This is a genomic window from Aureimonas sp. OT7 (assembly GCF_014844055.1).
Lineage (GTDB): Bacteria > Pseudomonadota > Alphaproteobacteria > Rhizobiales > Rhizobiaceae > Aureimonas > Aureimonas altamirensis_A.
On the sequence record NZ_CP062167.1, the window covers coordinates 2,266,354 to 2,292,407 of the forward strand.

Annotated in this window: 24 protein-coding genes; 9 read left to right on the forward strand and 15 right to left on the reverse strand. The window is 63.1% G+C overall.

The features are described 5' to 3' along the window. Positions 1 to 58: 58 nt before the first annotated feature. The 8 genes from IGS74_RS10925 to IGS74_RS10960 form a co-directional block, all read right to left on the reverse strand. The gene (locus IGS74_RS10925) at positions 59 to 1,474 is read right to left on the reverse strand and encodes an alanine/glycine:cation symporter family protein (protein ID WP_192386147.1); all 1,416 of its coding nucleotides are present in this window, start codon (positions 1,472 to 1,474) and stop codon (positions 59 to 61) included. 72 nt (positions 1,475 to 1,546) lie between these two features. Beyond that, on the reverse strand, positions 1,547 to 2,515 hold the full coding sequence (locus tag IGS74_RS10930) for an ArsA family ATPase (protein WP_192386148.1): 969 nt from the start codon (positions 2,513 to 2,515) through the stop codon (positions 1,547 to 1,549). After that, positions 2,506 to 2,766, reverse strand: a complete 261-nt coding sequence (locus IGS74_RS10935; protein ID WP_192386149.1) for a cory-CC-star protein — start codon at positions 2,764 to 2,766, stop codon at positions 2,506 to 2,508. Before IGS74_RS10935 ends, IGS74_RS10930 begins: the two co-directional genes overlap by 10 nt. Further along, entirely contained in the window at positions 2,763 to 4,439 is a 1,677-nt protein-coding gene (locus IGS74_RS10940) for a carbon starvation protein A (RefSeq protein WP_192386150.1), read from the reverse strand. The genes IGS74_RS10935 and IGS74_RS10940 overlap by 4 nt, the downstream gene beginning before the upstream one ends. A 171-nt stretch (positions 4,440 to 4,610) precedes the next feature. Beyond that, complete coding sequence (locus IGS74_RS10945; RefSeq protein ID WP_192386151.1) at positions 4,611 to 5,192, reverse strand: YqaA family protein; 582 nt, start codon at positions 5,190 to 5,192, stop codon at positions 4,611 to 4,613. Between the two features lie 118 nt (positions 5,193 to 5,310). Continuing rightward, the gene (locus IGS74_RS10950) at positions 5,311 to 6,156 is read right to left on the reverse strand and encodes a potassium channel family protein (protein WP_192386152.1); all 846 of its coding nucleotides are present in this window, start codon (positions 6,154 to 6,156) and stop codon (positions 5,311 to 5,313) included. Beyond that, positions 6,153 to 6,785, reverse strand: coding sequence for an undecaprenyl-diphosphatase (locus IGS74_RS10955; protein ID WP_192386153.1), 633 nt, complete (start codon positions 6,783 to 6,785; stop codon positions 6,153 to 6,155). Before IGS74_RS10955 ends, IGS74_RS10950 begins: the two co-directional genes overlap by 4 nt. A 539-nt stretch (positions 6,786 to 7,324) precedes the next feature. Next, the gene (locus tag IGS74_RS10960) at positions 7,325 to 8,224 is read right to left on the reverse strand and encodes an SDR family oxidoreductase (RefSeq protein ID WP_192386154.1); all 900 of its coding nucleotides are present in this window, start codon (positions 8,222 to 8,224) and stop codon (positions 7,325 to 7,327) included. Positions 8,225 to 8,318: 94 nt separating this feature from the next. Here IGS74_RS10960 and IGS74_RS10965 point away from each other — a divergent pair, with 94 nt between their 5' ends. Then, positions 8,319 to 9,155 carry a helix-turn-helix transcriptional regulator gene (locus tag IGS74_RS10965; RefSeq protein ID WP_192386155.1) on the forward strand — a complete coding sequence of 279 codons (837 nt, stop codon included), beginning with the start codon at positions 8,319 to 8,321 and terminating at the stop codon, positions 9,153 to 9,155. A 156-nt stretch (positions 9,156 to 9,311) separates the two neighbouring features. Here the strand turns inward: IGS74_RS10965 and IGS74_RS10970 are convergent, their stop codons facing one another. Beyond that, positions 9,312 to 9,989, reverse strand: coding sequence for an FCD domain-containing protein (locus tag IGS74_RS10970; protein WP_192386156.1), 678 nt, complete (start codon positions 9,987 to 9,989; stop codon positions 9,312 to 9,314). Positions 9,990 to 10,144: 155 nt separating this feature from the next. On the opposite strand from IGS74_RS10970, the gene IGS74_RS10975 reads away from it, so the two are divergent. The 8 genes from IGS74_RS10975 (at position 10,145) to IGS74_RS11010 (ending at position 19,370) form a co-directional block, all read left to right on the forward strand. Further along, positions 10,145 to 11,290: an extracellular solute-binding protein gene (locus IGS74_RS10975; RefSeq protein ID WP_192386157.1), complete on the forward strand. Its 1,146-nt coding sequence runs from the start codon at positions 10,145 to 10,147 to the stop codon at positions 11,288 to 11,290. Positions 11,291 to 11,475: 185 nt separating this feature from the next. Further along, the gene (locus tag IGS74_RS10980) at positions 11,476 to 12,735 is read left to right on the forward strand and encodes a hypothetical protein (RefSeq protein WP_192386158.1); all 1,260 of its coding nucleotides are present in this window, start codon (positions 11,476 to 11,478) and stop codon (positions 12,733 to 12,735) included. Further along, a complete protein-coding gene (locus IGS74_RS10985; protein ID WP_192386159.1) occupies positions 12,732 to 13,823 on the forward strand; it encodes an ABC transporter ATP-binding protein in 1,092 nt (363 codons plus the stop codon). The genes IGS74_RS10980 and IGS74_RS10985 overlap by 4 nt, the downstream gene beginning before the upstream one ends. Continuing rightward, positions 13,820 to 14,677 carry an ABC transporter permease gene (locus IGS74_RS10990; protein ID WP_192386160.1) on the forward strand — a complete coding sequence of 286 codons (858 nt, stop codon included), beginning with the start codon at positions 13,820 to 13,822 and terminating at the stop codon, positions 14,675 to 14,677. The genes IGS74_RS10985 and IGS74_RS10990 overlap by 4 nt, the downstream gene beginning before the upstream one ends. Positions 14,678 to 14,679: 2 nt before the next feature. Further along, positions 14,680 to 15,462 (forward strand): ABC transporter permease, encoded by a 783-nt coding sequence (locus tag IGS74_RS10995; protein WP_192386161.1) that lies wholly within the window; start codon positions 14,680 to 14,682, stop codon positions 15,460 to 15,462. Between the two features lie 4 nt (positions 15,463 to 15,466). Continuing rightward, positions 15,467 to 17,254 (forward strand): gamma-glutamyltransferase, encoded by a 1,788-nt coding sequence (locus IGS74_RS11000; protein ID WP_192386162.1) that lies wholly within the window; start codon positions 15,467 to 15,469, stop codon positions 17,252 to 17,254. A gap of 496 nt (positions 17,255 to 17,750) precedes the next feature. Then, positions 17,751 to 18,680: a hypothetical protein gene (locus IGS74_RS11005; protein ID WP_206688144.1), complete on the forward strand. Its 930-nt coding sequence runs from the start codon at positions 17,751 to 17,753 to the stop codon at positions 18,678 to 18,680. Positions 18,681 to 19,010: 330 nt separating this feature from the next. Further along, positions 19,011 to 19,370, forward strand: coding sequence for an aminoglycoside 6-adenylyltransferase (locus IGS74_RS11010; protein ID WP_192386164.1), 360 nt, complete (start codon positions 19,011 to 19,013; stop codon positions 19,368 to 19,370). 628 nt (positions 19,371 to 19,998) lie between these two features. On the opposite strand, the gene chrA is transcribed toward IGS74_RS11010, so the two are convergent. The 6 genes from chrA to IGS74_RS11040 all read right to left on the reverse strand — a co-directional run bounded on the left by chrA (position 19,999) and on the right by IGS74_RS11040 (position 25,908). Continuing rightward, the gene (chrA, locus tag IGS74_RS11015) at positions 19,999 to 21,414 is read right to left on the reverse strand and encodes a chromate efflux transporter (protein WP_192386165.1); all 1,416 of its coding nucleotides are present in this window, start codon (positions 21,412 to 21,414) and stop codon (positions 19,999 to 20,001) included. A gap of 1 nt (position 21,415) precedes the next feature. Next, positions 21,416 to 22,234: a sulfurtransferase/chromate resistance protein gene (locus IGS74_RS11020; protein ID WP_192386166.1), complete on the reverse strand. Its 819-nt coding sequence runs from the start codon at positions 22,232 to 22,234 to the stop codon at positions 21,416 to 21,418. A gap of 401 nt (positions 22,235 to 22,635) precedes the next feature. Next, a complete protein-coding gene (locus IGS74_RS11025) occupies positions 22,636 to 23,601 on the reverse strand; it encodes an oxidoreductase (protein WP_192386167.1) in 966 nt (321 codons plus the stop codon). Between the two features lie 101 nt (positions 23,602 to 23,702). After that, entirely contained in the window at positions 23,703 to 24,608 is a 906-nt protein-coding gene (locus IGS74_RS11030; protein WP_192386168.1) for a sigma-70 family RNA polymerase sigma factor, read from the reverse strand. Between the two features lie 82 nt (positions 24,609 to 24,690). Then, positions 24,691 to 25,116, reverse strand: coding sequence for a cupin domain-containing protein (locus IGS74_RS11035; RefSeq protein ID WP_192386169.1), 426 nt, complete (start codon positions 25,114 to 25,116; stop codon positions 24,691 to 24,693). 42 nt (positions 25,117 to 25,158) lie between these two features. Further along, positions 25,159 to 25,908, reverse strand: coding sequence for an SDR family oxidoreductase (locus IGS74_RS11040; protein ID WP_192386170.1), 750 nt, complete (start codon positions 25,906 to 25,908; stop codon positions 25,159 to 25,161). Positions 25,909 to 26,054 lie beyond the last annotated feature (146 nt).

Here is a 26,054-nt window from a genome sequence, read left to right on the forward strand (position 1 = left end):
GAATCTATGCTTATGCAGAGTGCGAGATGGTGTTCCGGTACCGGAACACCATCAGACGTCATTTTGACCAGATATCGCTATCGATGCGGCCCTGCAGCTCCGGATAATCGTCCGCTACGAAGACTGGCGACTTGCCCGCTGCACGCTGCCGGAAATAGTCGCGGGTCAGTTTGACCACCGTACCCGACAGGAGCACGATCGCAATAAGATTGATGGTTGCCATCAGTCCCATGGACGCATCCGCAGCGTTGAAGACGGTCGCCACGCTTTCATAGGCGCCCCAGACGACCATGGCCATGGCAGCGAGCCGCAGGAGCGTCATGGGGACCTTCCCATCGGCGCTCAGGAAGGCCATCGCATTTTCGGCATAGGCGAAGTTGCCGATGATCGAAGTGAAGGCAAAGAAGAAGATTGCCACTGCAATGAAATACAGTCCGAAGGCACCGAACTGCTCACTCAGCGCATTTTGCGTCAGCGTGGCGCCTTCGATCGCGCCGCCGAACTGGTAGACGTCCGACAGAAGGATCATGATGGCGGTGCAGGTGCAGATGACGATGGTGTCGATGAAGACGCCGAGCGCCTGCACGAAACCCTGCGACGATGGATGGTGCGGTTGCGGCGTTGCGACGGCGGCAATGTTGGGTGCCGAACCCATCCCCGCCTCGTTCGAGAAGAGGCCGCGCTTCACCCCGTTGAGCATCGCGGCCAGGACACCGCCGGTGACGCCGCCGGCGGCTTCTTGAAGCCCGAAGGCGTGGCTGAAGATCAAGGCAAGGACGCCGGGGATCTCCGACAGGTTCATGATCACGACGACGATGGCCAGGAGCAGGTAGAGCCCGGCCATGAGGGGCACGATGACTTCCGCGACGCGGGCGATCTGACGGATCCCGCCGAAGATGATGATGCCGGCCAGGATGGCGACAGCGATGCCCACCGACAGCTTGTCGAAGCCGAAAGCCCCTTCCATCGCATCGGCGATCGAATTCGCCTGCACGGCGTTGAAGACAAGGCCGAAGGACAGGATGAGGAAGATCGAGAAGAGGCTGCCTGCCCAGGGAGCACGAAGACCCCTGGCGATGTAGAAGGCCGGGCCGCCGCGATACTGGCCTTCGGCATTCTCGACCTTGTACAATTGGGCGAGGGTGGATTCGGCATAGGCCGTCGCCATTCCGAGGAACGCGACGACCCACATCCAGAAGATGGCGCCGGGTCCGCCAAGCGACAGTGCGACGGCAACGCCGGCGATGTTGCCGGTACCGACGCGGGACGCGAGCGAGATGGTCAGGGCCTGGAAGGGGCTGATGCCGTGTTTGTCCGTCGTTTCGGACTTGGAGACGACCCGGAAGAATTCGGGGAAGTGGCGGAGCTGTAGAAAGCCCAGGCGAAAGGTGAAGAGAATACCGACCGCGAGAAGCCCGTATATGAGGATGTAATTCCACAGAACGCCGTTCAAGGCGTCGATAAGGACTGTCATTGTTGTGCAACTCCGAAAAAGTTCACCCCCCAGACCGGGGCATAGATGCGGTCACCACCGGAGTCTAGCGGCTCAGGATGGTACAGCAATTTCGGAACGAAAGAATTGCAGCAGCGCGTCCGGCCCCACGATTTCGGATGCGAGCATAGGAAGGCGGGCCAGAAGGCGCGGGCCCACGGCATCCTGCATCTGCGCGACGTAGGGGCGCTCGCCGGCGCGACGCGCGTCCTGGAACGCGCCGGCATCGGCCGGCGCCAGGCGGTTCAGGATAAAGCCCGCCACCGGTATGCCCGCGCGCCGAAGCCGGGTGTCGAGTTCCAGGCTTTCAAGCACAGGCAGCCGTTCCGCTGCCAGCACGATGAGAAAGGCCGTCAGCCCTTCATCCGTCAAGGCGGCGCGCATGGTGTTGAACTTGTCGCGGCGCTTCGAAAGGACGTGACGGATTGTATGCTCGCGCGCCTCGCTCGCCGTGTCGGGACTATAAGCCCGAAACTGGCCGAGCGCCGCCTTGAACCGGTCGGCCCTGTCGCGGCGTCCCATCATGCCCTCGGTCCAGGCCGCCATCTGCTCGGGCAGCTCGAGGAGCCGCGACGTATGGCCGGACGGTGCCGTATCGAAGATGACGACGTCATGGGAGGACAGGCCGGCGCTGACGATATCGGCCATCTTCTCCAGAAGGGCGGCTTCCGCCATGCCGGGGGCATCGCGCGCCAGGGTGAGATGATGCTGCAACGGGGCGCGCAGGCGTTCGGGCAGCATAGGCCGCAACGTGTCGGCTACGGCCGAAAGATGGGCATCGACCGTTTGCGACGGATCAATCTCCAGCGCGTCCAGCCCCGCCGCCAGCCGAACCGGCAGGGGGCCGACCTCGCGCCCCCATATATGGCCGAGATTATGCGCAGGGTCGGTCGATGCCAGGAGCACCCGCTTGCCGCTGTCGGCCAAGCCTGCTGCGACGGCCGATGCGAGCGTCGTCTTTCCGACGCCGCCCTTGCCGCCGAAGAAGAGCAGCCTGCGGCCCGACAGCCGTGTCAGCAGCATCGCAACCCGTCGAGGGGCGAGTGGGGTAGGCCCATGCGGCGGTGCCAGTCGTGGTACCGGTCCAGCATCTCGGGCAGAAGTTCCAGCGTATAGTAGGTCGCCGGGTTCGGCACGCCGAGCGCCTCGCTCATGGCCAGCATCATGAACAGGTCTTCTTCCTCCCGCGCCGCGCGGGCGAATGTCCGACGGTACGGGGCCACATAGAACTCGCGCAGCCCGTCGGATATGGCGGAGAAGAGGTCCCGGGTCATTCCGCCGCCTGCGTCGCCTGGGCCTCCCGCTCCCGCTTCATCGCCATGACGGCCTCGAAGGTGACGAACATCGCGGCAGCCAGCACGGCAAGGTTCAGCGTGACGAGGAGCCACTGCCCGCTGCTCACGAAGGTGCCGAGCTGGATGAACAGGGCGAAGATCGACATCGTCAGTAGGAAGACGAGCGGAATGAGGACGTAGATGACGGGGCGGCGCAGCCGCATCAGCATCACGGCGATGATGGACAGGGTCAGTCCGGCCAGGAGCTGATTGGTGGTTCCGAATAGGGGCCAGATGAGCATTCCGCCCGTACCACCCGAACCCGCGCCGAAGGCAAGCGCTAGGCAGCAGGCGAGCGCGATGAAGGTCGCGCCCATTCCGCTCTTCAGCGGCGCGGCACCGGTGATCTCTCCCACTTCCTGGACGACGTAACGCTGCAGGCGCAGGCCCGTATCCATGGTCGTCCCGGCGAAGAGCGCCGCCATCACGGTCAGGATCGTGGCTGAAATGCCGACGTCGAGCCCGATGCCATTGGACAGGATGTTGGCACCGCCTTCAACGAAGGCGTTGACCCCGCCGGCCGAGAACTGCGTGTAGACCCCCTTCCAGGCTTCGAGCGAGGCGAAGCCCGCCGTGGCGCAGACGATCGCCGCCAAGGCGAGCATGCCTTCGCCGACGGCGCCGAAGTAGCCGACGAACCGGGCATCGGTCTCCTTGTTGAGCTGCTTGGATGAGGTTCCGGACGAGACGAGGCCGTGGAAGCCAGAGACGGCGCCGCAGGCGATCGTCACGAACAGAAGGGGGATGAAGCTCGGGGTTCCGGGAGGAACGTCGGTGTTGAAGGCAGGAACCACGATGCTCGGGCCGGCAAGGACCGTGGCCCCGTACAAGAGGATCAGGCCAACGAACAGCTGCAGGCCGTTGATGTAGTCCCGCGGCTGCAGGAGGACCCAGACCGGCAGGAGCGACGCGATCCCGGCATAGATAAAGAGCAGCAGGATCCACTGCGTCGTCGGGTTCATGCCGAAGACGCTGTCCGGCAGGGTAATGGGTACGGCCTGGCCCAGCCAGATCATCGCGTAGAGGACGACGACACCGATCACCGAAGGCCAGAGCAGTCCCACATGGTGGCGGTAGATCAGCTGGCCGATGGCGAGGGCCACGACGATGGCGCCCCAGATCGGAATGACGGATGTGGGGAAGCGGACGAGCAGGCCGGCGATGACGACGGCGAAGACCGCGTTCACCATGAGCAGCAGCAGGAAGATGACCAGCATGAACACGTTGCGTGCCCGCGGGCCGAGAACGTTCGCCGTCAGCGAACCGATGGACTGGCCCTTGTTGCGCACGCTGGCCCACAAGGCGCCGAAATCGTGCACGCCGGCAAAGAAGATCGTGCCGAGCACGACCCAGGCGAAGGCCGGAGCCCAGCCCCAGATGACCGCAATGGCGGGACCCACGATCGGCGCCGCACCGGCGACTGATGTGAAGTGATGGCCCCATAGAACGAAGCGATTGGTCGGTACGTAATCGACGCCGTCCTTCATGGAATGGGCGGGCGTAACGTAGTTCGGGTCGAGCGCGTAAATCTTTTCCGCGACGAACTTCGAGTAAACGAAATAGCCGATAGCAAAGCACACCAGCCCGATCACGATCAGTAATGTCGCGCTCACGCAAACCCTCCCCTGCAGCAAGAGATTGCCCGAGCATTTTTGCGCAGGTGGCGAATCTCTCCTTTGTTCAGGTCTCTTTCAGAAAGCGGATCATGGCAACGATGCTGCGCTCGAACTCACGCTCTTGTGACCGGATCTTAAGTTGCGGTTCGCCGCGCCACGCCTGCCATGTCAGGCAAAGTAACGAACGGCCGCGAAGCCACCGATGAGCAGCACCAGAAGGACCACGAAGACGAGGCCGAGCCTGCGTTCGATGAAATCCCGGATCGGTGGGCCGAAGGCGTAGAGTAGTCCTGCGACCAGATAGAAGCGCGTTCCGCGTGCCAGCGTGCACAACAGGACGAAGCTGACGAAATCCAGGCCCGTCGCGCCGCTGGCAATCGTCACCACCTTGAAGGGGAACGGTGTCAGGCCGGCGATCAGCACGATCCAGGCGCCATACTCGTTATAGGTGATAGCGAACTCGGCGAAGCGTTCGGAGTAGCCGTAGAGTGCAAGTATGGGCCGTGCGACCTGCTCGAAAAGCGCGGCGCCGATGACATATCCTGCAATGGCGCCGAGGACCGAGGTGAGCGTGCAGATCAAGGCGAGCCGCCAAGCCCGCCGGCGATTCGCGATCACCATGGGTATCAGCAAGATATCCGGTGGAACCGGAAAGAATGAACTGTCCGCGAAGGAGACGGCGCCCAGCGCGTAATTCGCCCGTGGTTTGGCGGCGAGGCGAAGGGTCCAGTCGTAAAGAGCTCTAATCATCCTGCGGCTTTCGTTCGATTATGATTGGAGTTGACGCTCGACCCAGCGGGGGTGCGAGCATTTTCAGTTGGCGGCGCTCCTGCACAGCTCTACCGCGGCTCGCTTGGCAAGGAGCCTGTCATCGCCCGGGATTGGGGATCTTCAGGATATGACCGCAGGCCTTGCAGTGGACCGCGTCTAGGTCGTGCTTCTGCAGGGCACATTGCGGGCAGGGATAGACGACCTTGGCCGGCCGGAAGAGGGATTGCCCGAGGCGGACGAACAGGGAAATGCCGCAGATCATCATGACGATCGAGGTGAGCTTTCCCATCGTACCCGGCAGCGTGATGTCGCCGAACCCCGTCGTCGTCACCGTTGCGACCGTGAAGTAGAAGGCATCGACGTAGCCTTCCAGGCCTGATCCGTCACGAAAGAAGAAGGTGTAGACGAAGCCGGTCGACACGAACAGGAAGGTGACGAGGTTGAGCGACGCGCGGACCGTTTCCTCCCACCGGCGCAGCGAACCGCCCAGGAAGGCACGCCAGAACACGTCGTTCCGCGACAGGGTCCAGAGCCGGACGATCCGCAGGAAGCCCCAGTTGGCGAATGTGTACGGGAACATGAGCGTGATCAGGACCACGATGTCGACGAGGACCGCCGGTTCGCGCAACCAGCGCCGACGATCGAGCGATGCGAGCCCGCGCGCCGTCAGCTCCGCCGCGACGACGAGGGCGATGGCATAATCCACCCACAGGAAGATGGCCTGGTCGCGCAGGACCGGCGTGGCCACGAAGAAGGCGATGATCACGAAATCGATGAGAAGGACCGCGCGCTGGTAGCGCAGGGCGCTCTTGCTGCGTCCGTGATACAGAGAGCGCAGACGCCGTACGGCCGGTGACGGGTTTCGACGCTCCGGCCGGTCGGCGGGGAGCGCGGCGTCGCCATCGGTGCCACGATCCGGCGCGCCATAGGCTGGATGGGTCATCGGCCGCGTGTCGGCCCATGCGGTGTACGGGCGGTTCCCGTCCACCGCTTGATCCAAGCGTCCGGCACCCCGGCCACGGAGAGATAGGCGTGTTCCAGAAGCCTGGTCCATGCTTTACCAAAGGCCATGTCGAGCTGGACAGCAAGCCAGGAGGACGGGAGCGACAGAATGAGCGCACCCACCATGTCGAAGGGAAAATGGACGCCTAGGTAGATGCGTGACCAGGCCACCGCGATCCCCGCAATGGCAATGGTCGCGGCGAGCCGCCCCCAGCCAATAAGTACCAGCGTCATCGCATAGGTGAACATGATGAGCCCGTGGTTACTTGGGAAGGAAGGGCTGCCGCGATGGTCGAGCAGCTGATGGCCGAGAGGAATCTGGAAGGGGCGTTGCGCGGGAAAAAGCGCACCGAGAAGGTAGCTCGCAACCAAGGCCAGGATGAGTGACGCAAACAGCGTGAGCGCTGCTCTTCGGGCCGCGCTGCCGCCGAGCACCCAGAGCAGGATAAGGTGCACCGGGACGAGGTAGATCACCAGCTTGGCGGCTAGGAAGGCTGCCCAGGCGAGGAACCCAAAATGCTCTGTCGATGCGTTTAGGGCGAGGAAAAGCGACTGATCGAACGAGTTCATCGAGGGGTATTAGGCAACGCCTCTCTCGGAGGCAACATCGTTTAACAAGGCGTTGCCAAAGCTCGCAAGCGGAAGGGCAGCTTCCGTGCGTCCACTTCACCAGAGCCAACTGCCTCGACGGGGTGGGAAGCCGACAGCTGGCTTTCCAAGGTGCGACGGCCACTTTGCGCCCCCAGCTTAGACGTTGAGGCAGAACTTGCTTTTACCCACAAGCGGACGCTCGCGCACGACACTACGGACGTCGGCAATGCGCCCCGAAGCTGAACGGCAGCCTTCGCCTATCGTAAGCCCAGAAGCGGACTGTCCGCAAACGGCCCCAAAATCAGACAAGCGTATGCCTTCAATGGAGGTAGAATGCGGTTAGGCAGTTTTGATCCGGTAGCGATCTAATGCGCATGTGCCGTGGTCAGCCAGAAGTCCGTTAACCCGGTACTTGGCGCTGAAGCTGTTCGAGCAGTCCGTCACGCACCTAAGCTGAGGCTACCGTGAGAACATGACCAGATGGAGCGGCAGCTCAGAGAAATGGTGCGGTTTTGCCTTTAGGCAGGAATAGCGGAGTAGTCCATCCTCGCGAGGTTCTCTGAGAGTGTCGGACCTTCGGGCACCCAACCGAGCCGTTCGCGGGTGATAGCACCCGAGCCAGGCATGTCGAAGGCGGCAAAGCCCGCCATCCACCCGAAATGCTTCTTCGCCTCGCTTTCCGTCAATGAAGTGACCGGCACGTCCAGCCCATCGCCGATCGCCTCCGCAATAGAGCGGAAGGAAAGGGCCTCCTCGGTCACTGCGTGCCAGCGGGCGCCGGGTTCATGTCGCTCCAGCGCAAGCACGTACAGGCGGGCGACGTCCTCGACGGCGGCGGCGCACCAACGGTTGCTACCGTCCCCGACATAAGCCGAGACGCCCGTTTGCCGAGAAAGCGCTATCAAGGGCGAGACCAACCCCTGCTTTACTGGATCGTGGACCTGCGACAATCGAACGACCCCCACGGAGACGCCGCGCTCCCCGACCGTCAAACCCGCGAGCTCGCTAGCGATGCGGGGCATGAGGTGGTTGCGGTCAAGCACGTCCTCACGCGCGAACTCCCCGGCTCTAGGGCTCCCCATGCCGATGGCCGAGGTAATGAGTAGGGGTCGATCCGACCCAACGAGCACGTCGCCGATCGCCTCGATGACACGCCGATCCTTCTCGCAATTCTCGGCGTACCGCGAGAAATCGTGATCGAACGCCGTGTGGATCACGGCATCAGCAGTCTCGGCGCCTTTGGCGAGTCCCTCCGGATTGCTAAGGTTGCCGCTGTGCACAGCGGCGCCAACCTGCTCCAACCGACGGGCGCCAGCCTCGGATCGAGCGTTGCCGATCACCTGGTGGCCGGCGGCGAGCAGTTGAGGCAGTATACGGGAACCGATAAAGCCGGTTGCCCCGGTCAAGAAGACGCGCATGAAAACCTCCTGTTTGAGGGGAGGAATGTCGCTGCGGACTTCAGCATGTTAAAGTAGTGATCTTATCGGGGTATAGAATTCAACAGGACCGGTCATGCCTGAAAAGTCGACAAACGAGTTCGGCATTTACCTGCGCGATCGGCGGACCCGCCTCGACCCAGCATCGTTTGGCTTTGTCGGCGGCAGACGTCGCACGCCTGGGCTTCGCCGCGAAGAGGTCGCCGCGCGTGCCAATATCAGTCCGACGTGGTATACTTGGCTAGAGCAGGGGCGCGGCGGCGCTCCGTCGGCCGACGTGCTCGATAGGATCGCCAAGGGGCTGATGCTCACCGCATCCGAGCGAGAGCACATCTACATGCTAGGCTTGGGCCGCCCGCCGGAGGTAAGCTACCAGCCGGTCGATGGCGTCAGCCCGCGGCTGCAACGCGTGCTGGACGCGATGCGGTTCAGTCCCGCCATCATCAAGACAGCGATGTGGGACGTGGTCGGTTGGAACCGTGCTGCCGCCGCTTTGCTGACCGATTACTCCAAGCTGCCGAGGGAGGGACGCAACATCCTGCGTCTGATGTTCAGCAGTTCGCGCATCCGCGCCAAGCAGGAGGATTGGGAAAGCGTCGCTCGCTTCGTGGTAGGCGCGTTTCGGGCGGACGTGGCGCGAGCGGGGGCAAGCGGCAGTGCTGAAGCAACGGCGCTCATCGGAGATCTTCGCCGGACAAGCCCCGAGTTCGAGGCGCTGTGGCAGGACAACAACGTAGTCGCACACGGCGAGGGCATAAAGCGCATCCACCACCCGGAAGCAGGTTCGCTCGAGCTGGAGTTCTCGTCCTTCGCGGTCGAGGGGCGGCCCGAACTTGGCATGATCGTATACAACCCCGCTAGCCCTGCGGACGCTGAACGCTTAAGGGCGCTCATCGGCACCAAGACGGCGTGATCCAGCATAACTGCATTGCGGCGGTGCCGATGTCCGCTTGCCGGCCAACCTCATGCAGCTCGCAGTGGTCTGGAAGGGGTCGGAGGCTGAATGGCAGTTACCGTAGACAGCCTTTACTCGGCATACGCTGCGGTGTGGGCTTTCAGCCTTGAGTTGTCATTCGGTGTTGTAGCGGATCCTTTTGGCGGCGCACTCAATGTGGCTCCGCATGGCCGCGCTGGCTGCGCGCGATGAACCGTCGCGGATCGCCGCAAGGATGGCGCGATGCTGTTCCACCATCTCCTCGCTGACCCCGGGCGTGAACACCTCTCGGCGCGCTCGGATCCACTGCTGTTCCGAACGCACGGAGTTGACGAGGCGGAAGACCGCAAGCAGCATGCGGTTGCGGACGCTTTCGGCAATCTTCGTGTGGAAGAGACTGTCCCAACGCTCGTAGGACTCGGCGTCGACAGCCGTATGCGCCCGCTCTACGACGACCTCCATCTCGGCGATCTCTCGCGGTGTCGCGCGGACGGCTGCGAGCCCAGCAAGCATCGGTTCTATAAGCTGCCGCGTCTCGATCAGATCGCTGGGACTGGTGATCTGGCTTAATGATAAATGGTTGGTCGAGCGGTTCGGCATTTCCCGCACGAAGGTGCCATGCCCCTGTTTGCGGTAGACCCGACCCTCTCCCTCCAACCGCGTGAGAACCTGCCGGACGACGCGGCGCCCAACGCCCAGACGTACCGCTATCTCGCGCTCGGGTAACAGCTTGCCGTCTTCGACGAAGTGCTCGTCGCTGGTGGAAAGCGCGTCGCGCAACGTCGATTCGACCTGTTTCAGCTGGTTGGACAAAGCGGACACGTGGCGGACCCATATGATGCGTTGCAAAAGAAAGCGGCGAACCTATCCGAACCAATCCATTAGACAGGCAATTTGCAGGTTTGGTGGGCAGCTGCCACGTTAGCATATGCAATAGCCACATCTGCCGGCAATATGCGGTTGACGGAATGGGTCATGCGCGTTCTGCTATAGGCAAGGATACACGAAGGCGAATGAACCAATTTGATATGGTTCGTACTTTTGGGGATGCTCCGATGCAAAGAAGAACGTTTTTGACCATGGCCGGCTCGGTCGCCGCCTACGGTGCATTCGGTCGAGTGCCAGCCTTTGCTCAGGCAAAGCCGGAAACGCTGTCGATGATGACGTGGGGTGGTCTATGGGGCGACGGGATGGCTCAGAACATCGACGCCCCCTTCGCGGAAGAGACCGGTATCCGCATCGTTCAGGATCGTGGCTCCAGCCCGGTCGAGCGCATCACCAAGTTGCGCATCAGCCTCGACAACCAGATCTACGATCTTGTTCAGCTGGCGGACGGCGTCGTTCCGTTGGCGGAGTCCCAAGGCGTCCTGGAGGATCTGGACCCGGGCTCCGAGAACCTGCCGTTCCTTGCTCAGGTTCCCGAGCGGTTCCGGCGAAAGGGTTGGGTTGCCCAAATCTACTCAGCTCTCGGCATCGCCTACAACCCGGATCTTGTGGAAACGCCGCCCAAAAGCTTCGCCGATCTCTGGAATCCTGAATATGCAGGCGCGATCGTCCTACCGGAGATCACCCATTCGATCGGCCCCTACATCATTCCCATCGGAGCGCTTGCAGCCGGCGCGGACCTGAAGGACGAGGAAGCCGGATTCGCGAAACTGAGCGAAATGGTGGAACTGGATCCGATCTGGGCCAAGGATACCGACTCCATCATGAGCGCGCTCGTCAACGAGGAAGCGGCGATCGGCCTGCTTTACAAATCGCAGACCAACACCGTCATCGAGCAGGGCGGCAACGTCGCGTGGGTTTTTCCCGAAGAGGGAGCGATCTCGTATCTCTCCGGCACGGGTATCGCCCGCAACACACGCAACAAGCAGTGGGCGGAAGCTTACGTGAACTCCACCCTCGATCCGCAAAAGCAGCTATGGGTCGCCGATGTCTTCAACTACAGCGGCACCAACCCCGCGATGATCGATATGCTTCCGGTTGAGTTGCAGGAGCGTATCCAATTTACGCCCGAGCAGTCCGAGCGGATCATCGATCTCGACCAGGAGTTCATGTCGGCCCAGCGCGGCGCCTGGGTCGATCGGTGGAACCGCGTGATAGCCGGCGGTTAGGCCGCCGGCGCGATATCGACATGACCATCGAAGCATACCGCATCCCCGAAGCCGGCCCGTTCGATGCCCGGCCGTTGGCCTTCGCCAATCGCGCGCGCTACCGCGGACTGGGTGCTACGGCACCGGCAGGGGTCCTCGCCGTATCGGCGGACGCCTTGCCGGCGGCTCGCCGGTACGGACTTGTCTTGGAGGCGGCTGCCGGCGGCGCTAGTGCGGCAACGGCGCCTGACTTTCGCGTCGCCATCTATGCGGGAGTCGCCATCGGGTATCCTTACTGGGGATACTACGCCCACGCTTTACTCAGCATCGGGCGGACCTTCGAAGCGATCGATGCGGACGACATTCTGGACGGCGCACTGGACCATATCGACCTTTTGGTCCTGCCGGGCGGGTTCGCCACGTGGGGACTTGATAGGGCCGAGGCCAAAACGGGCGTCGATGATCGCGTTTCCACCTTCATACGGGCGGGTGGTCGGGTACTCGGCTCCTGCGGCGGGGCGTTCTATCTCTCTTCCGGGCGACCGGGCTGGCTCGGCGCGTTGGATGCCACGCCGCGCTTCACGCAGGAGTATCTCTCGACCGGTGCAGGGCTGGTCAGTATCTCCGAATTCGATGAGGGACTTGCAGCCGGACTTCCGGAGGCGGTCGAGTTGCCGTATTTCCATGGGCCGATCTACACATGTGCCACACGTACGGCGCAGACCGGGGCGCGCTTTCGGGACTTTGTCGCCGCCACTGGTGCCTTCATAGAGAACCCCCTGTCGCAAGCCTTCTTCGACCGCGCGATGCACGGCGCGCCTGCGGTGCTTCACGCGCGGATGGGAAGGGGCGCTGTCCTCGCTTTCTCTCCGCACCCTGAAATGGGCGAGTTCGTGCGCAAGGGCATGATCCTCGACACTTACGTTCGCCGCTTCCTGCCGATCAGAGGCGAGCAGGTGATGGACGAGACCGTACGGTTTTTGGGTGGCGACGATAGCGCCGGTTTCCGGTTGATCGAGAACGCCGTCGAGTTGCTGCAGACGATGTCCCCGATTTCGGGTGAGAGCACTAGGCCTCGGCGACCGGAGCCCGAACAGGGAGTGCTCGCGGCGCTTATCGAAGCGATGCAAGGCCATGTCACGATGCTTCTCGACCGGGTCGAGACCATTGGCTCAAATCAGGATCCAGTGTTTCGCTCGCTTCTTGCAAAGGAAGTGGAACGTCGCCGTACGGAACTGGCTGACCTGCTGCCTCGGCTCCACACATGTTTCGTCGCGCGGCGAGCTGCGCCCGACATCGCGCGTGCGTTGGTGGCATCCCTGAAGGCGGCCGGCCGCCACGGCGAACGCGCCGTGGCCGACGGACCGGCCGAAAGTCTGGTCCTGGCAGAGCTGCCTCTCCGGATCTGTTCCGTCGCGGTACGGCTCGAAACGATCGACCGCGCTTTCATCGGAGTGAACGAATGAGCGCCACCCCACAACGCCAGGCGAAAGACGTTCGATTTGCGGGGGTTCGCAAGAATTTCGGCCCTGCGGTCGCCTTGCATACGTTCGATCTCGATATTCCAAGAGGCACGTTGTTCTCTCTTCTCGGCCCCAGCGGCTGCGGAAAGACGACGACGCTTCGCCTGATAGCCGGCTTCGAGCAGCCCAGCGCGGGAACCGTGACGATCGGAGACCGGAACGTGACAGGCGTGCCGGCCCACAAGCGCAATTTCGGCATGGTCTTCCAGAATTTCGCACTGTTTCCCCATCTGTCCGTTTCCGAGAATGTCGCGTTCGGGCTGCAGATGCGCCGACTCCCGAAGGCGGAGATCGGCGAGCGGGTCGCCAAGGCGTTGAGCCTCGTTGCGTTGGATCGCTTCGCCGAGCGTTACCCGAGGCAGCTCTCGGGCGGCCAGCAACAACGCGTGGCGCTGGCGCGCGCCGTCGTATTCGAGCCCGACGTGCTCCTGCTCGATGAGCCGCTGAGCGCGCTCGACAAGATGCTGCGCGACCAGATGCAGATCGAGATCCGTCAGCTTCAGCAGAGGCTTGGCATGACGACCGTCTTCGTCACCCACGACCAGGAAGAGGCCCTGACCATGTCCGATCAAGTAGCGGTCATGAGCGAGGGGCGCGTACAGCAGGTGGGTCCGCCCCGCGCCATCTACGAGAACCCGAGCAATGAGTTCGTGGCCCGGTTTCTTGGCTCGAGCAACATCGTGACGGCGCGCGTCGTCGGCCGCGACGCCGATAGCGTCGTGGCCGATGTTGCGGGATCCCGCGTCCTGCTCGCGCCGTCGCCGGAAACCACCGATGGCACGGTGCGGTTTGCGGTGCGGCCCGAGCGGATCATGGTCGCCAGGGAGGGTGCGGCGGGAGCCGGCGCCGTGTTGCGGCAATGCGTGTTCAAGGGCGCACAGACGCATCTCCTGTTCGACCTCGCGGGAGAGCCGGTGTCGGCGACGGTGCCGAACACCGTGGCCGACGCCCTCGACCTGCAGCCCGGCGAGACGGCCTATCTGACCTGGGAGCAGGGTGCGGCAGTCGTTCTGGCGGGACCCGCAACGTGAAGGGCCGCTATCTCGTCACGGTCGCGGTCGCGGCCCCGCCCGTAGCGCTGCTGGCCGCCTTCTTCGTCGTGCCGCTCGCCTACCTTCTCTATGTCAGCTTCATGAGCAATTCCGATACGGCGCTCTTCGATGCAAGACCCACGATCGAGAATTACACGGTCGTTCTGACGGACCCGTTCTACTGGATGATCATCCAGCGAACACTGTTGGCCACCGGCACCGTCCTGGTTCTCTGCTTCGTCATCGGCTATCCCGTCGCCCTGTACGCGGCGCGCCTCTCGCCCCGTGGCAGGATGCTGATGCTGCTGGCCATGATGGTGCCGCTGATGGTCAGCAACGTGGTGCGGGCCTATGGCTGGGTTGCCATTCTCGGCCGTCGCGGGGTCGTCAGCAGTACGCTGGAGGGTCTCGGGGCTATCGCTCGTCCGGCCCAGTATCTCTACTCCTTCGAGGCGGTGACGCTTGGGCTCCTGACCATTCTCCTGCCGTTCATGATCGTGTCCTTGACCAACTCGATCGCCGCCATCGACAAGACCTACTCCGAAGCCGCGCAATCGCTCGGGGCCGGGCCTTGGCGGTCATTCTGGCGCGTGACCCTGCCCCTGAGCAGTCCAGGCATAGCCTCCGGGTTAATGCTGGTGACGTTTCTCGCCCTCAGCGCCTATGTCAGCATCGCGCTCTTGGGGGGGCCGCGCTACAAGCTGCTCGTCAGTTTCGTGTTCGAGAGTGTGTCGACATTCCGTTGGCCCCGCGCGGCTGCGCTTTCCTTCATCCTGCTTGCCATAGCACTCGTCATCGCTGTTGCGATACAGATGATCGTGCGTCCGCAGCGCGTCCAGGGAAGGGGCGCCTGACCATGGGGACATTCCTGCTCCGGCTCATTACGGGCATCGCATTGGCACTCATCGTGGGTCCGATCCTCGTCGTGCTCGTCGTCGCATTCAGCTCGGGCGCCAGCCTGTCCTTCCCGCCGCCGGGGGTGTCGCTGCGCTGGTTCGTCGCCTTCCTGCAGAACAACGAAATGCGCAACGCCTTCGTGCTGAGCATCGGTCTGGCGCTCGTATCGGCAAGCGCATCGACGGTGCTGGGCCTTCTAGCGGCCGTCCACGTGTCGCGAACGCGGGGAACCGCGTCGAATATCGTGCAGATCTTGACGATGGCGCCGCTCGTGTTTCCGGCACTTATCCTGGGCGTGGCGCTTCTTCTCATGTTCAAGTCGCTTGGCATCGGGATCCTGCCTGGGCTGTTCATCGCCCATGTCGTCGTCTGTCTGCCCTACGCCTTCCGCAGTGTCCTGACGTCGCTGCAGAGCTTCGACCTGACGCTGGAGGAAGCCGGGCGCAGCCTCGGCGCGAGCCCGATGCGCACCTTCATGCTGATCACCCTGCGCATCGTTTGGCCGGGTGTGCTGAGCGGTTGGCTGTTCGCCTTCGTGGTTTCCTTCGGCGAACTCAACACCGCCTTGTTCCTGACCGGGCCCGGCGTGACGACCTTGCCCATCGAGATCTTCAGCTACCTGCAGTTCCAGGGCAATCAGCTGGTGGTCGCCGCGGCGTCGGCGCTTCAGATTCTCGTCATCATCCTTGTCCTTCTGGTCGCCGAGCGCATCGTCGGCGCCCGTCAAATCGTTCAACGGTAACATCATGGCTCCCTTCACCACACGTCCCGAACTGTCCGGAACCTTCGGTGCCGTCAGCACGACCCATTGGCTGGGCACCGGGGTCGGCATGTCCGTCCTGGAACGTGGCGGCAACGCCTTCGACGCCGCCGCCGCATGCGGTTTCGTCCTCCAGATCGTCGAGCCGCATCTGAACGGTCCCGGCGGTGAAGTGCCGATTATTCTGCAGGCAGCCGGACAAGACGCTCCCATCGTCATCTGCGGGCAAGGGGTTGCTCCGGGCCTGGCGACCGTCGATCGGTTCCGCGAACTGGGTCTCGCCATGGTGCCCGGTACGGGCCTGCTACCCGGCGTCGTACCGGGCGCCTTCGACGCATGGATGCTCATGCTGCGCGACTACGGTACATGGCACCTGGAAGACGTGCTTTCCTACGCGATCGGGTATGCGGAACGCGGCTTTCCGCTCATCGAGCGTGCGGTTTCGTCCATCGTGCCGGTGGCCGATCTCTTCCGGCAAAGCTGGACCAGTTCGGCGGAGGTCTGGTTGCCCGCAAACCGCATCCCGCGACCGGGCGCGCTGATGACTACTCCGGGGATCGCGCAAACCTATCGCCGTATCATAGACGAAGCCAAAGCGTCGTCCGCCGACCGCATCGCGCAGATAGAGGCCGCGCGGAACGCGTTCTACCGAGGGTTCGTCGCGGAGGCGATCGACCGTTTCTACCGGACCGCTTCGCTGCCCGACACGTCGGGCCGTGACAACCCCGGCCTGCTACGAGGCGACGACCTTGCCGCATGGTCGGCAACGGTCGAGGAAACCACCTCGTGCACCTATGGCGGCTTGGAGGTGCACAAGACGGGCCCGTGGGGTCAAGGCCCGGTGATGCTTCAGCAGCTCAAGATGCTCGAGTGCTTCGATCTGCCGGCGCTGGACCCGCTCGGCGCGGAGTTCGTGCACTTGCAGGTCGAATGCGCCAAACTCGCCTTTGCCGATCGCGAAGCCTTTTACGGCGACCCGCAAGCATCCGACATTCCGATGGAAACGCTTCTGTCCACAGCCTATGCCAATGAGCGCGTCAAGCTGGTGGGTGCGCAAGCGAGCATGGAACTGCGCGCAAGCCATCTGCCTGACGCCGCAAGACGGCTTGCAGCCATCGCCGCCCGTGGTGGGAGCGAGGTTCCAATGGGACCCGGCGGAGGCGAGGTGACCTTTGCACCCGTACCGGAAATCGAAGGCGATACGGTTCATCTCGACATCATGGATCGCTTAGGAAACGCCGTTTCTGCCACACCCAGCGGCGGATGGTTGCAGAGTTCGCCGGTGGTGCCGGGTCTCGGTTTCCCATTGTCGACGCGCGCCCAGATGTTCTGGCTCGATGACGATCTGCCCTCGACCCTGCGACCGGGAACGCGCCCGCGGACAACTTTAACGCCGACATTGATTACCCGGGAAGGCCGGCCTTGCCTAGCCATCGGTACGCCGGGGGGCGACCAGCAGGACCAGTGGCCGCTGACCGTGCTGCTTCGGCACCTGCATCATGGCTATGCACTCCAACGCGCCATCGATGCGCCGATGTTCCACAGCCGACATTGGCCGGGCTCCTTCTACCCGCGCGAGTACGAGCTGGGCAGCCTGCTTATCGAAGACAGGTTCGCCCCCCATGTGCAGGCTGACCTTCAGGCGCGGGGCCACCTGCTGAACGTGCAAGGCGCTTGGTCTTTGGGCCGCGTCTGCGCTGTTTCGCGCGACGGCGATCTGCTGGGCGCCGCAGCAACGCCGCGCCACATGCAGGGCTATGCGTTGGCGCGTTGATACGAACCGTCGGCCCGCAGTCTTCTCGACCATCTCGTATCGGACGATAAGACTTCGCCGATGACGTATGCTTGAGGCTGCGGAGGTTTTCGCTTTCGGGGTGATCTTACGGTAAGCCCGATGTCCTGAATGGGGTTGGTCGCTGAACGGCGGCTTTCCCCGATCCTTCATTGAAATCGGTCAGTCCGCTGTCGGCCCCGAACCGTACGGGCCATAAACAGCTTCGATGCTCCGCGAATATCGGGAGCGTCTTCGAAGAGGTGGTAGGGAGAAGGGCAACCTTTTGCAGTCCCCTTTACATGCGCGGAAGCTGGAGGATGATGTGGGGATGAGCATAGGCCCGGCGCTTACAACTCGGTGATTCCAGGCTAAAGGCTTCCAGGGCGCGATGCGATTTCCTAGCCACTTCTTCCGCCGCCGCAAGGCTGAGCCGGCCCCAGTGACGCCGTGGCCAGACGGTCCTGCACCCGCCGAAGTTAAGCCAGATCCCGACGGCATGAACCCGATCCTGCGCCTTGCGGACGAGTGGCGCCTACCTCGGCACGAGACGCGCATGGAGGTCGAGGCACGCTGCGGCATTCTACCCGATCCGATCTATGGGTGGCCAGCTCTCGTCCTTTTTGATGCCAAATCCCTGCCAGGCGCAATGGCGCCCTGGACGGCGAGCGCCTTCGAGCGCATTCCGCCTCAGTTTCCCATCACGCGCTTCAGTGTCCTCGCGTGGTTCGAGGACGACGCACACGAGAACTTGCGACGCACAGCCGATTATCTCGAGACATCGCTCGGGCCGGCGCCGGTCGGTCAGCAATGGAACACTGTCGTTGCCAAGTGGCGCTCGGGGCTGGCCGAGGTCTCGCTCACGGTATGGCCGCCAGCCTGGCAGTCGCACGATGTGCAGAACCCCTCCGAGGATCGCGAGCCCCGCATAGGGACCGCCTGCCATGTGACGTTGATGACTGGCTTCCGTTTGGGCCTGAGCGGAACGGAGAGGGAATGGGTTGAAGGCTTCCAACCGATCGCGATCGACGGAAATGTAGGGACTGTAAGCATGGCACGGGCCGGACGCCACGCGCCAAACGAAACGGAACTCGAATACGTGCGTGACCCAGAAGACCTGGTAGAAGACCGGCTCAGGACGCTCGGCGTGTCACGGGACGGCGAGGCGCTCATCGTGGTGTCGGATCAGCTTTACGTCATACCTTGCACTGACATCCTGCGCTTGGAGGTGCTCCGCATGACGCCGGCTAAGGGCGGAGGCGGTTCGTCGCTCCATGCTCATTGCCGGACGAGGGCACCGGGCGCGGACGACCATTCCGTGTTCGTCGCGCAGCACAGCGATCCCAACGGCATGACGGCGCTCGGGCAAGAGCTTGGCAAGCGGCTCGGCTGCTCAGTCGAGATCAGCCCCTATTTTCCGGATTGCTGACCTAATGCGAATGACGGTTCAAATGAATGACGGCTTTCGGGATGGCACAAAAAGCGTTGCTCGGGCTGAAACGGGGTCGTTTGCTGAACGGCCGCTTTCCCATCACCTGAGCCAGAAACGGACAGTCCGTTGTCGGTCCCAGCTCTGCCATCCGTGCGGGCAGACTGGATGGCAAGTTTCCGGCGATGCCGGAAGCACCACGAACGGCTACAATGGGGGTCGGAACCCGCCCTTGCGATCAGCTTGCATTCAATTGCAGTGTCGGCGTTGAGTCACGCGGATCCGGACTTTTCGGTATCGGCGCGGAAGCGTACGAGGAGGTTATCTCCGATGAGGCGTGGTTTCCTGTCAGTCTCCTTTCGGGCAATGAATACAGAAAGGCCGCCGTCGATCGTCGGCGGTCAGGCACGACGAGGCATCGACATCAACGGATTGCTAACGAAGTATGAGAACGTTCTAAAAGCACTGTCGGCATGGGCTGCGGGCAGCGATAACATCCGATGCGTCGTACTTACAGGCTCAGCCGCTTCCAAAACCGCCCATCCGCTATCCGATCGTGACGTCGAGCTCCATGTTCGCGATCCCGCGATCTTTGAACATGACGACCCATGGTGGAGAACGCTCGGCAATGTTCTCGCAGTCGAGCGGCTGGAGAACGGTAACTGCCAGTCGACGCGTATCGTGTACTAGGTCCAGGCAAGCTCGACTTCACTTTGGTAGATATCGGTGACGAGCGCGGCGCCTACGATCGGCCGTTCGAGGTTCTGCTCGATAAGGACGGTGACGGATTACGCTTTGGTGGCGGACCAAATTCGGAAACTTCACGGCCGATAAGCGCGGAGAATGTCGGTGTTTAGTAGCACGACACGCGGCTCGCTACACGGCCCGTTTATCGGCTGGTTCGATAAAGGCAATGGGACGTGACGGGGATTGGTGGTCTATCCGTTGAAAGAGGCTCACCCAAGTGTTGTCGTCTCGATGGCGGAACTTCGCTACGAACATAAGGGTTCCTAATGCAACGCACTCTTCGGCCTGGCTCAGCAACTCATCGCCATAAGCGCCATGAACACCGACGCCATGCTGCACAACCAGATACCCGTTGTATTTGTCCAAGCCTGTTTGAACTAACCGCTGCGTGTCTATCATCGCCAATCCGCTATGTTGCAGCGTGCCCGTAAGTGCTGCTCGTCACGGTTCCAGATACGGAACAGCACTGCTGTTGGATGCACTGCAGCAAACTATTTTCTCATACCCATACCTCCGCTCTGAATATGCAGGGTTTTCCGCGGGTAGCGCTATCGTCTGACGTGCGCCGGCGTTACTCCGAGATCGCAACGAGGTGCCAAAGCGCTCCGGCTGCTGCCGCACCGAGCAATGTTGGAATTACCCCAAGGCGGAAGCGGAAAAGGGCGACTGCAGCAGCGACAAACAGAATGAGGGCGGCGGGATCGACGCTCGTCATCTGCGGCAAGTCCAGGGACAGATAGCCGAGCCGGACCTCCAAGACCTCGCGGAATAGGACATGCAGCCCAAACCAGACGGCAAGGTTCAGTATCACCCCAACTACTGATGCCGTGATAGCGGAAAGTGCTCCCGAAAGCGCGCGATTGCCGCGCAGCCGTTCTATGAAAGGCGCGCCGAGGAATATCCATAGGAAGCACGGCAGGAAAGTCACCCACGTCGTCAGCAGTCCTCCGAGAGTGGCCGCGAGGTATGGGTTCAGGGTGCCAGGATCGCGGAAGGCAGCCAGGAAGCCGACGAACTGCGTGACCATGATCAAAGGTCCCGGCGTCGTCTCAGCCAGCCCAAGGCCATTCAGCATTTCGCCGGGCGCCAGCCAGCCAAAATTGTCCACTGCCTGTTGAGCGACGTAGGCGAGCACGGCGTAGGCTCCGCCGAAGGTGACCACCGCCATTTTGGAGAAGAACACGGCTATGTCGGCGAAGACGTTCTCGGTTCCAAGTGCGAGGATCAAAGCCCCGACGGGGACGAGCCAGAGAGCCAGGAAGACCACCGAGATGCGCAGCGCCCAACCAAGGTTTGGGCGGGTATGCTCGGGCACACCTTCGCCGAGAGCTGAGTCTGAGTCCGACAGCACATCGCCCTTCGAAGCGCTGTGTCCACCACCTCCGGCGAAAGTTGCCGACCCTGAACGGGCGCCGGCGTAGCCAATCAGGCCAGCCGCGACGATGATGGCAGGGAACGGTACGTCGAAAAGAAAGATCGCGGCGAAGGCGGCGCTGGCAATGGCGACCATGGTTCGGTTGCGCAACGCTCTGCGACCAATACGGTTCACAGCTTCGAGCACGATCGCCAGCACCGCCGCCTTGAGGCCGAAGAACAGCCCGGCAACTATCCCAACGTTTCCGAACAAGACGTAGACGAAGGATAGGGCCATGATCGCCAACAGGCCCGGCAGCACGAACAGTCCACCCGCCACGAGACCGCCCTTCGTGCGATGAAGAAGCCATCCGACATAGGTGGCGAGCTGCTGGGCCTCGGGACCGGGCAGGAGCATGCAGTAGTTCAGCGCATGGAGGAACCGCTCCTCGCCGATCCAGCGCTTCTCGTCGACGAGCACCCGGTGCATGAGGGCGATTTGTCCGGCGGGACCGCCAAAGGACAAACAGGCGATCTTGAACCACACCCAGGCAGCTTCCCCGAAGGCAATACCATGAGCGTGGGCGGCCGGGCGGTCGGCATCTGAGAGCCGGGTCACGTGAGCGTCGGTCATGTCATGCTCCTCCCTTCCTGCCCGGCCAATTGTGCGTCTCCTCCGTCGCGTCACGGCACCAGCGGTAGAACGCGTCGTAGAGGATAAGGCCCGCGTTCAGCTGCTCCAGATCGTCGGAAAACATTCGGGAAAGCCCGAGGGAGGCAGCAAGAAGGCCGGGCGCTTCAGTCGCGAGCTCTGGGCGCGCGGTGTCGGCCCCCCGTACCATCGTCGCGAGGCGCAGGAGCGGCGCGGTGCCAAGTGCGAGCTCGTCAACCATGGTGTCGAAGGTGCAGCGCTCCCCGCGGTGACTCCAGAAGACGCTCTCAACGTCGAAGGGCGTTGCGCCGAAGCGCTCGGCAACGGCCTCGACCTCGGGGGGCTGGACGAACAGGAAGACGGCGAAGGGGTCGACAAAGCGGCGGATCAGCCAGGGACATGCGATACGGTCGACCTTGGGTCGGGCCCGCGTCACCCAGACGGTACGACCCTGCTTGTCCCGCCGCGGGAGTTTCCCCTCCGGAACGAGAGGAAGTTCGGCCGCCGCCCATGCATTGTGTCCGCCGTCCAGCGCCTCCGCGGGAATGCCCTCGTGGCGAAGCCAAGCCGCGACCCCGTGACTGAGCCCGGCGCCCGTCCGACAGACCACGACGGCCGTTCGTCCCGTTAGGTCCCTCGACCACGAGGCAGCATCGAGGTGCCCCCGTCGCAGGGCACCGGGAAGGAGGCGTGGGTCGGCGAAAAAGTCCTCGTCGGTGCGTACGTCGACGATGAAGGGTGACTTCGGGGTGCCCACGAGGCGGGCGAGCTTGTCGTGCGTAATGGTAATAGAAGAGGCCATGCCGCGTCCGTCCATGAAATGGATATGGGGGAACGCGATACTTCGACCGTGGCCTCGTGGGGAGATCGCAGTCCCCATTCGTCTACATCACCTGCCTGCATAACCCGTGTCAACGGCCGCTTCGAGCGTTTCTGCAGACCCCTCGTAAACGTCTCGATTGGGGTCGTGAGCGGACCAGGCAAACTTTGCCCGATGATGCGAGCCCAGACGTCAGCTTACCGCCAAGCGTTCACCAGAACCGGACGGTTGGGAATCGGCCCCGAACCAGACGGGCCATAAATGGCTTCCATGGGGTGGAAAGGAGATCTTCCGCTTCCGGCAAATTGAGACATGAAAGCTGCCACTCGTGGCGAGGAATCGTCCAAAGACAAGGACGCCTTCCGTTGCGAGTGCTGCCGGGTTCAAACTGTGTCTAACCCCGTCCACGCAGTGGACAATTGCCATAGGCTTTCGGCCGAGTCCGGATCGCATGCCCACGGACTGACGCCCTTCCTCCCTATGCTCGGCTCGTTGACGACCGCGACGTCGCAGTCCTCGCAGTAGACCCCACCCATGCTGTTAAGCTGCGGGCTCGTGGCGCACCAAACGCTCGTGGCGGCCCCTTGCTCCACCGTCTTCATCCCACGCTCGGGATCGACTATTGGACGGCCCGCTTCGTCGAGTGCGTCGAACGAGGCGATCTCCTCCGCGCTGAGGTGCCGGGCGAGATCGGTGAGGATCTGGCCTGGATGAAGCGAGAAGGCCCTGATGCCGTGACCTTGTCCTCGGCGGTCGAGTGCCATCGCGAAGAGGGCGTTAGCTGTCTTTGATTGGCCGTAGGCAATCCACTTGTCATAGGGACGAACCCGGAAGTCGATGTCCTCGAGATCGACCCCGGCGATCTGGTGGCCGCGCGACGAAACGCTGACGACCCGTGCGCCCCACGCCGCCACGAGAGCCGGCCAGAGGCCGAGCGTAAGCCGGAAGTGGCCGAGGTGGTTCGTCGCGAACTGCGCCTCGTGTCCGTCCGCGTCCCGCGTCTCGGGCGTCGCCATAATGCCCGCGCTGTTGACGAGGATCGACACCGGACGGCCGGCGGACACGACCCGACCAGCGAAGGCGGCGACGGAATACGAATCGACGAGATCCGTGTGCTCGACCGTGGCTCCGACAAGCCCGCGCAAGGCGGTGCTCGCTCGCTCGGGATTGCGCGCCGGCACGATCACCTCGGCCCCCGCATGAACGAGAGCGCGCGTCGTTTCGAGCCCAAGGCCCGAGGCGCCTCCGGTCACAACGGCGAGCTTACCCGAAAGATCGATCCCGGAGACGACCTCCATTGCCGTGCTGGCAGCACCGAAGGAGGAGCCGATGGGCTTTTGCTGGGTCATGCTGTTGTCCTGCGTGAGTTGGCGCGCCATGACTGAGTATGGAGCGTGCACTGAAAGGTAGATGCCAAGCCGAGGCGACCCGCTGGTCGCTTGATACCCGATCACTGTGTCCGCAAAGTCGGGTCCGGATCCGCCGCGAGAGCCTGCGCGACGTGGCGAAGCTTGTCGGGATTGCGCGTGATGTAAATTGCGGTGATCTGGCCACCTTCGATGGCGAGCGCCGTCGTCTGGAGGATATCGCCGCGCTCGCGGCTGACATAGCCGGGGAGCCCGTCGATCCAGACGGGCTCGAGCATCTGCGCCGAGCCTTTCCCCCACTTGCGCTGCACGGTCTCGTATAGCCGTAGGAGGCGGTCCAGTCCTGTGATCGGGTTGATGAATGCCTGAACCTTGCCGCCGCCATCAGAGCGCAGAACTGCGTTCTCGGCAAGAAGCGTGCGCAGCGTCGCGGTGTCGCCGCTTGTCGAGGCTGCGAAGAAGGCGCGCGCGATCCGCTCGCCCTTTTCGCGCTCGACCGGGAAACGTGGCCGGGCGGCCTGAATGTTCCGCCGCGCCCGGGCGGCGAGCTGGCGCACGGCTGCGTCTTCCCGGTCGAGCGCGTCCGCGACTTCACCAAGCGGCATACCGAAGACGTCGTGTAGCAGGAAGGCCGCCCGCTCAAGCGGCGACAGGCGCTCCAATGCCATCATCAGCGTCAGCGTCAGATCGTCCTCGTCCATGCCATCCTCCTCCGCTTCCACCAGCGGCTCGGGCAGCCAGGCGCCGACATAGGTCTCCCGGCGAGCGCGGGCCGACTTCATCTCGTCGAGGCAGAGCCGGGTGACGACGCGCGCGAGGAAGGGATAGGGGGCTGCGATCCCGCTCCGGTCGGCGCCAACCCAACGCAGCCATGCGTTCTGCACGATGTCCTCGGCCTCGCTGCGTGAACCGAGCATGCGGTACGCGATGCGCAGGAGCCGCGCCCGATGCGTCTCGAAGATGACCGTGGCTTCGTCTGCTTGGCGCATGCGCGTTTCCTCGGGGATGGTTTTAGGCTGCTTCAGCGATGATGGCCAGCAATGTGCCCGCTGCCCAGAATACATGGGTTCCTTACGGGCGGTCCGGCGTCGTCAGCTTGGTATCGTCCGTATCCACGACGAAGACGGCAAGGAGCTTGGACGGCTCGACGTCACTGGCGTTGGCGCTGACGCCGTGATGATCGCCCGGCATCTCGACGAAGCTTTCGCCTACGTGGAAAACCTTCTCCGGTCCGTCGTTGATCCGGCTGCGCACTGCGCCCTCGATCACTGTCGCCGTGATGAAGGCGGAGGCCGCATTGGTGTGAGACGGCGAGGAGCCACCCGGACCATACTCCACGAGAACACCGCGCAGGCTCTTGCCCGGAACAGAGGGCAGCGGATGGTCAAAGATAGTCGTGACGCGTGCCTCACCAGTCGCGACATCCGCCGCCATGGCCGGAACGGCAGAGGTGACGGAGACGCAAAGGAGGGCTCTCAGTAGGACGGATCTGAACATGGAGAAGGGCTTTCTTCGTGGATGGGGAAAGGGAAGCTGAGTTCAAGCGGCGGTGAGCCAGTTCTTGAACCGCGTCCGCCCGAGCCTCGCCGCTCCCGCATGCTCGGGAACAAGTGACCCCACCTCGAGCGCGGTGCCGAAGTAGCGCGCCGCCCTGTCGGCTAGTACCTGCCGATTGTCGCCATTGGCGGCGAGGCCGCTAGCCACAAAGTCACGGAACGGTAGGCGGTCGGGCCCGGCGATCTCGATCGTCGCATTGCGCGGCGGAGCAAGCGCGGCATCGGCGAGTGCTGCGGCGACATCGACGGCAGCAATGGGCTGGAAGTCGGCATCAGGAACGATAATGCGACCGCCATCGACGGAGGCTTCAGCGATGGTGGCGACGAATTCGAAGAATTGGGTCGCGCGCACAATGGTGAAGGGGATGCCAGAGTCCCTGATGAGCCGTTCCTGGACGACCTTGGCCCGGAAGTACCCGTTCCCCTCGAGGCGGTCAGTTCCGACGATGGACAGGACGACGTGATGCCTCACGCCCGCCCCGAGCTCGGCGGCGAGGAGGTTGCGACCCGAGCGCTCGAAGAACTCGAGCACCGCGGCATCCTCGAAGGAGGGCGAGTTCGACACGTCGACAACGACGTCGGCTCCGTGGAGGACGTCCGTGAGGCCTTCGCCCGTCAACGCGTTCACCCCGGTGCTCGGCGAAGCCGCGATGGCCTCGTGCCCCTGCCGCGCAAGTTCGGTTGTCAGGTGGCGCCCGATGAGTCCGCTTCCGCCTATCACCACAATCTTCATGGGTTTCCGTCTCCTTGCTCGAGAACGGACCGGGCGGCTCCATGCCGCGCCCTCCTGTCCGTCGAACAGAGGACGAGGCGGGCGGGGCCGGATGTGACATGCCTTGGAAAAAATTAGCGACGTGAAGCGCCGAACTGCGGTCGAGG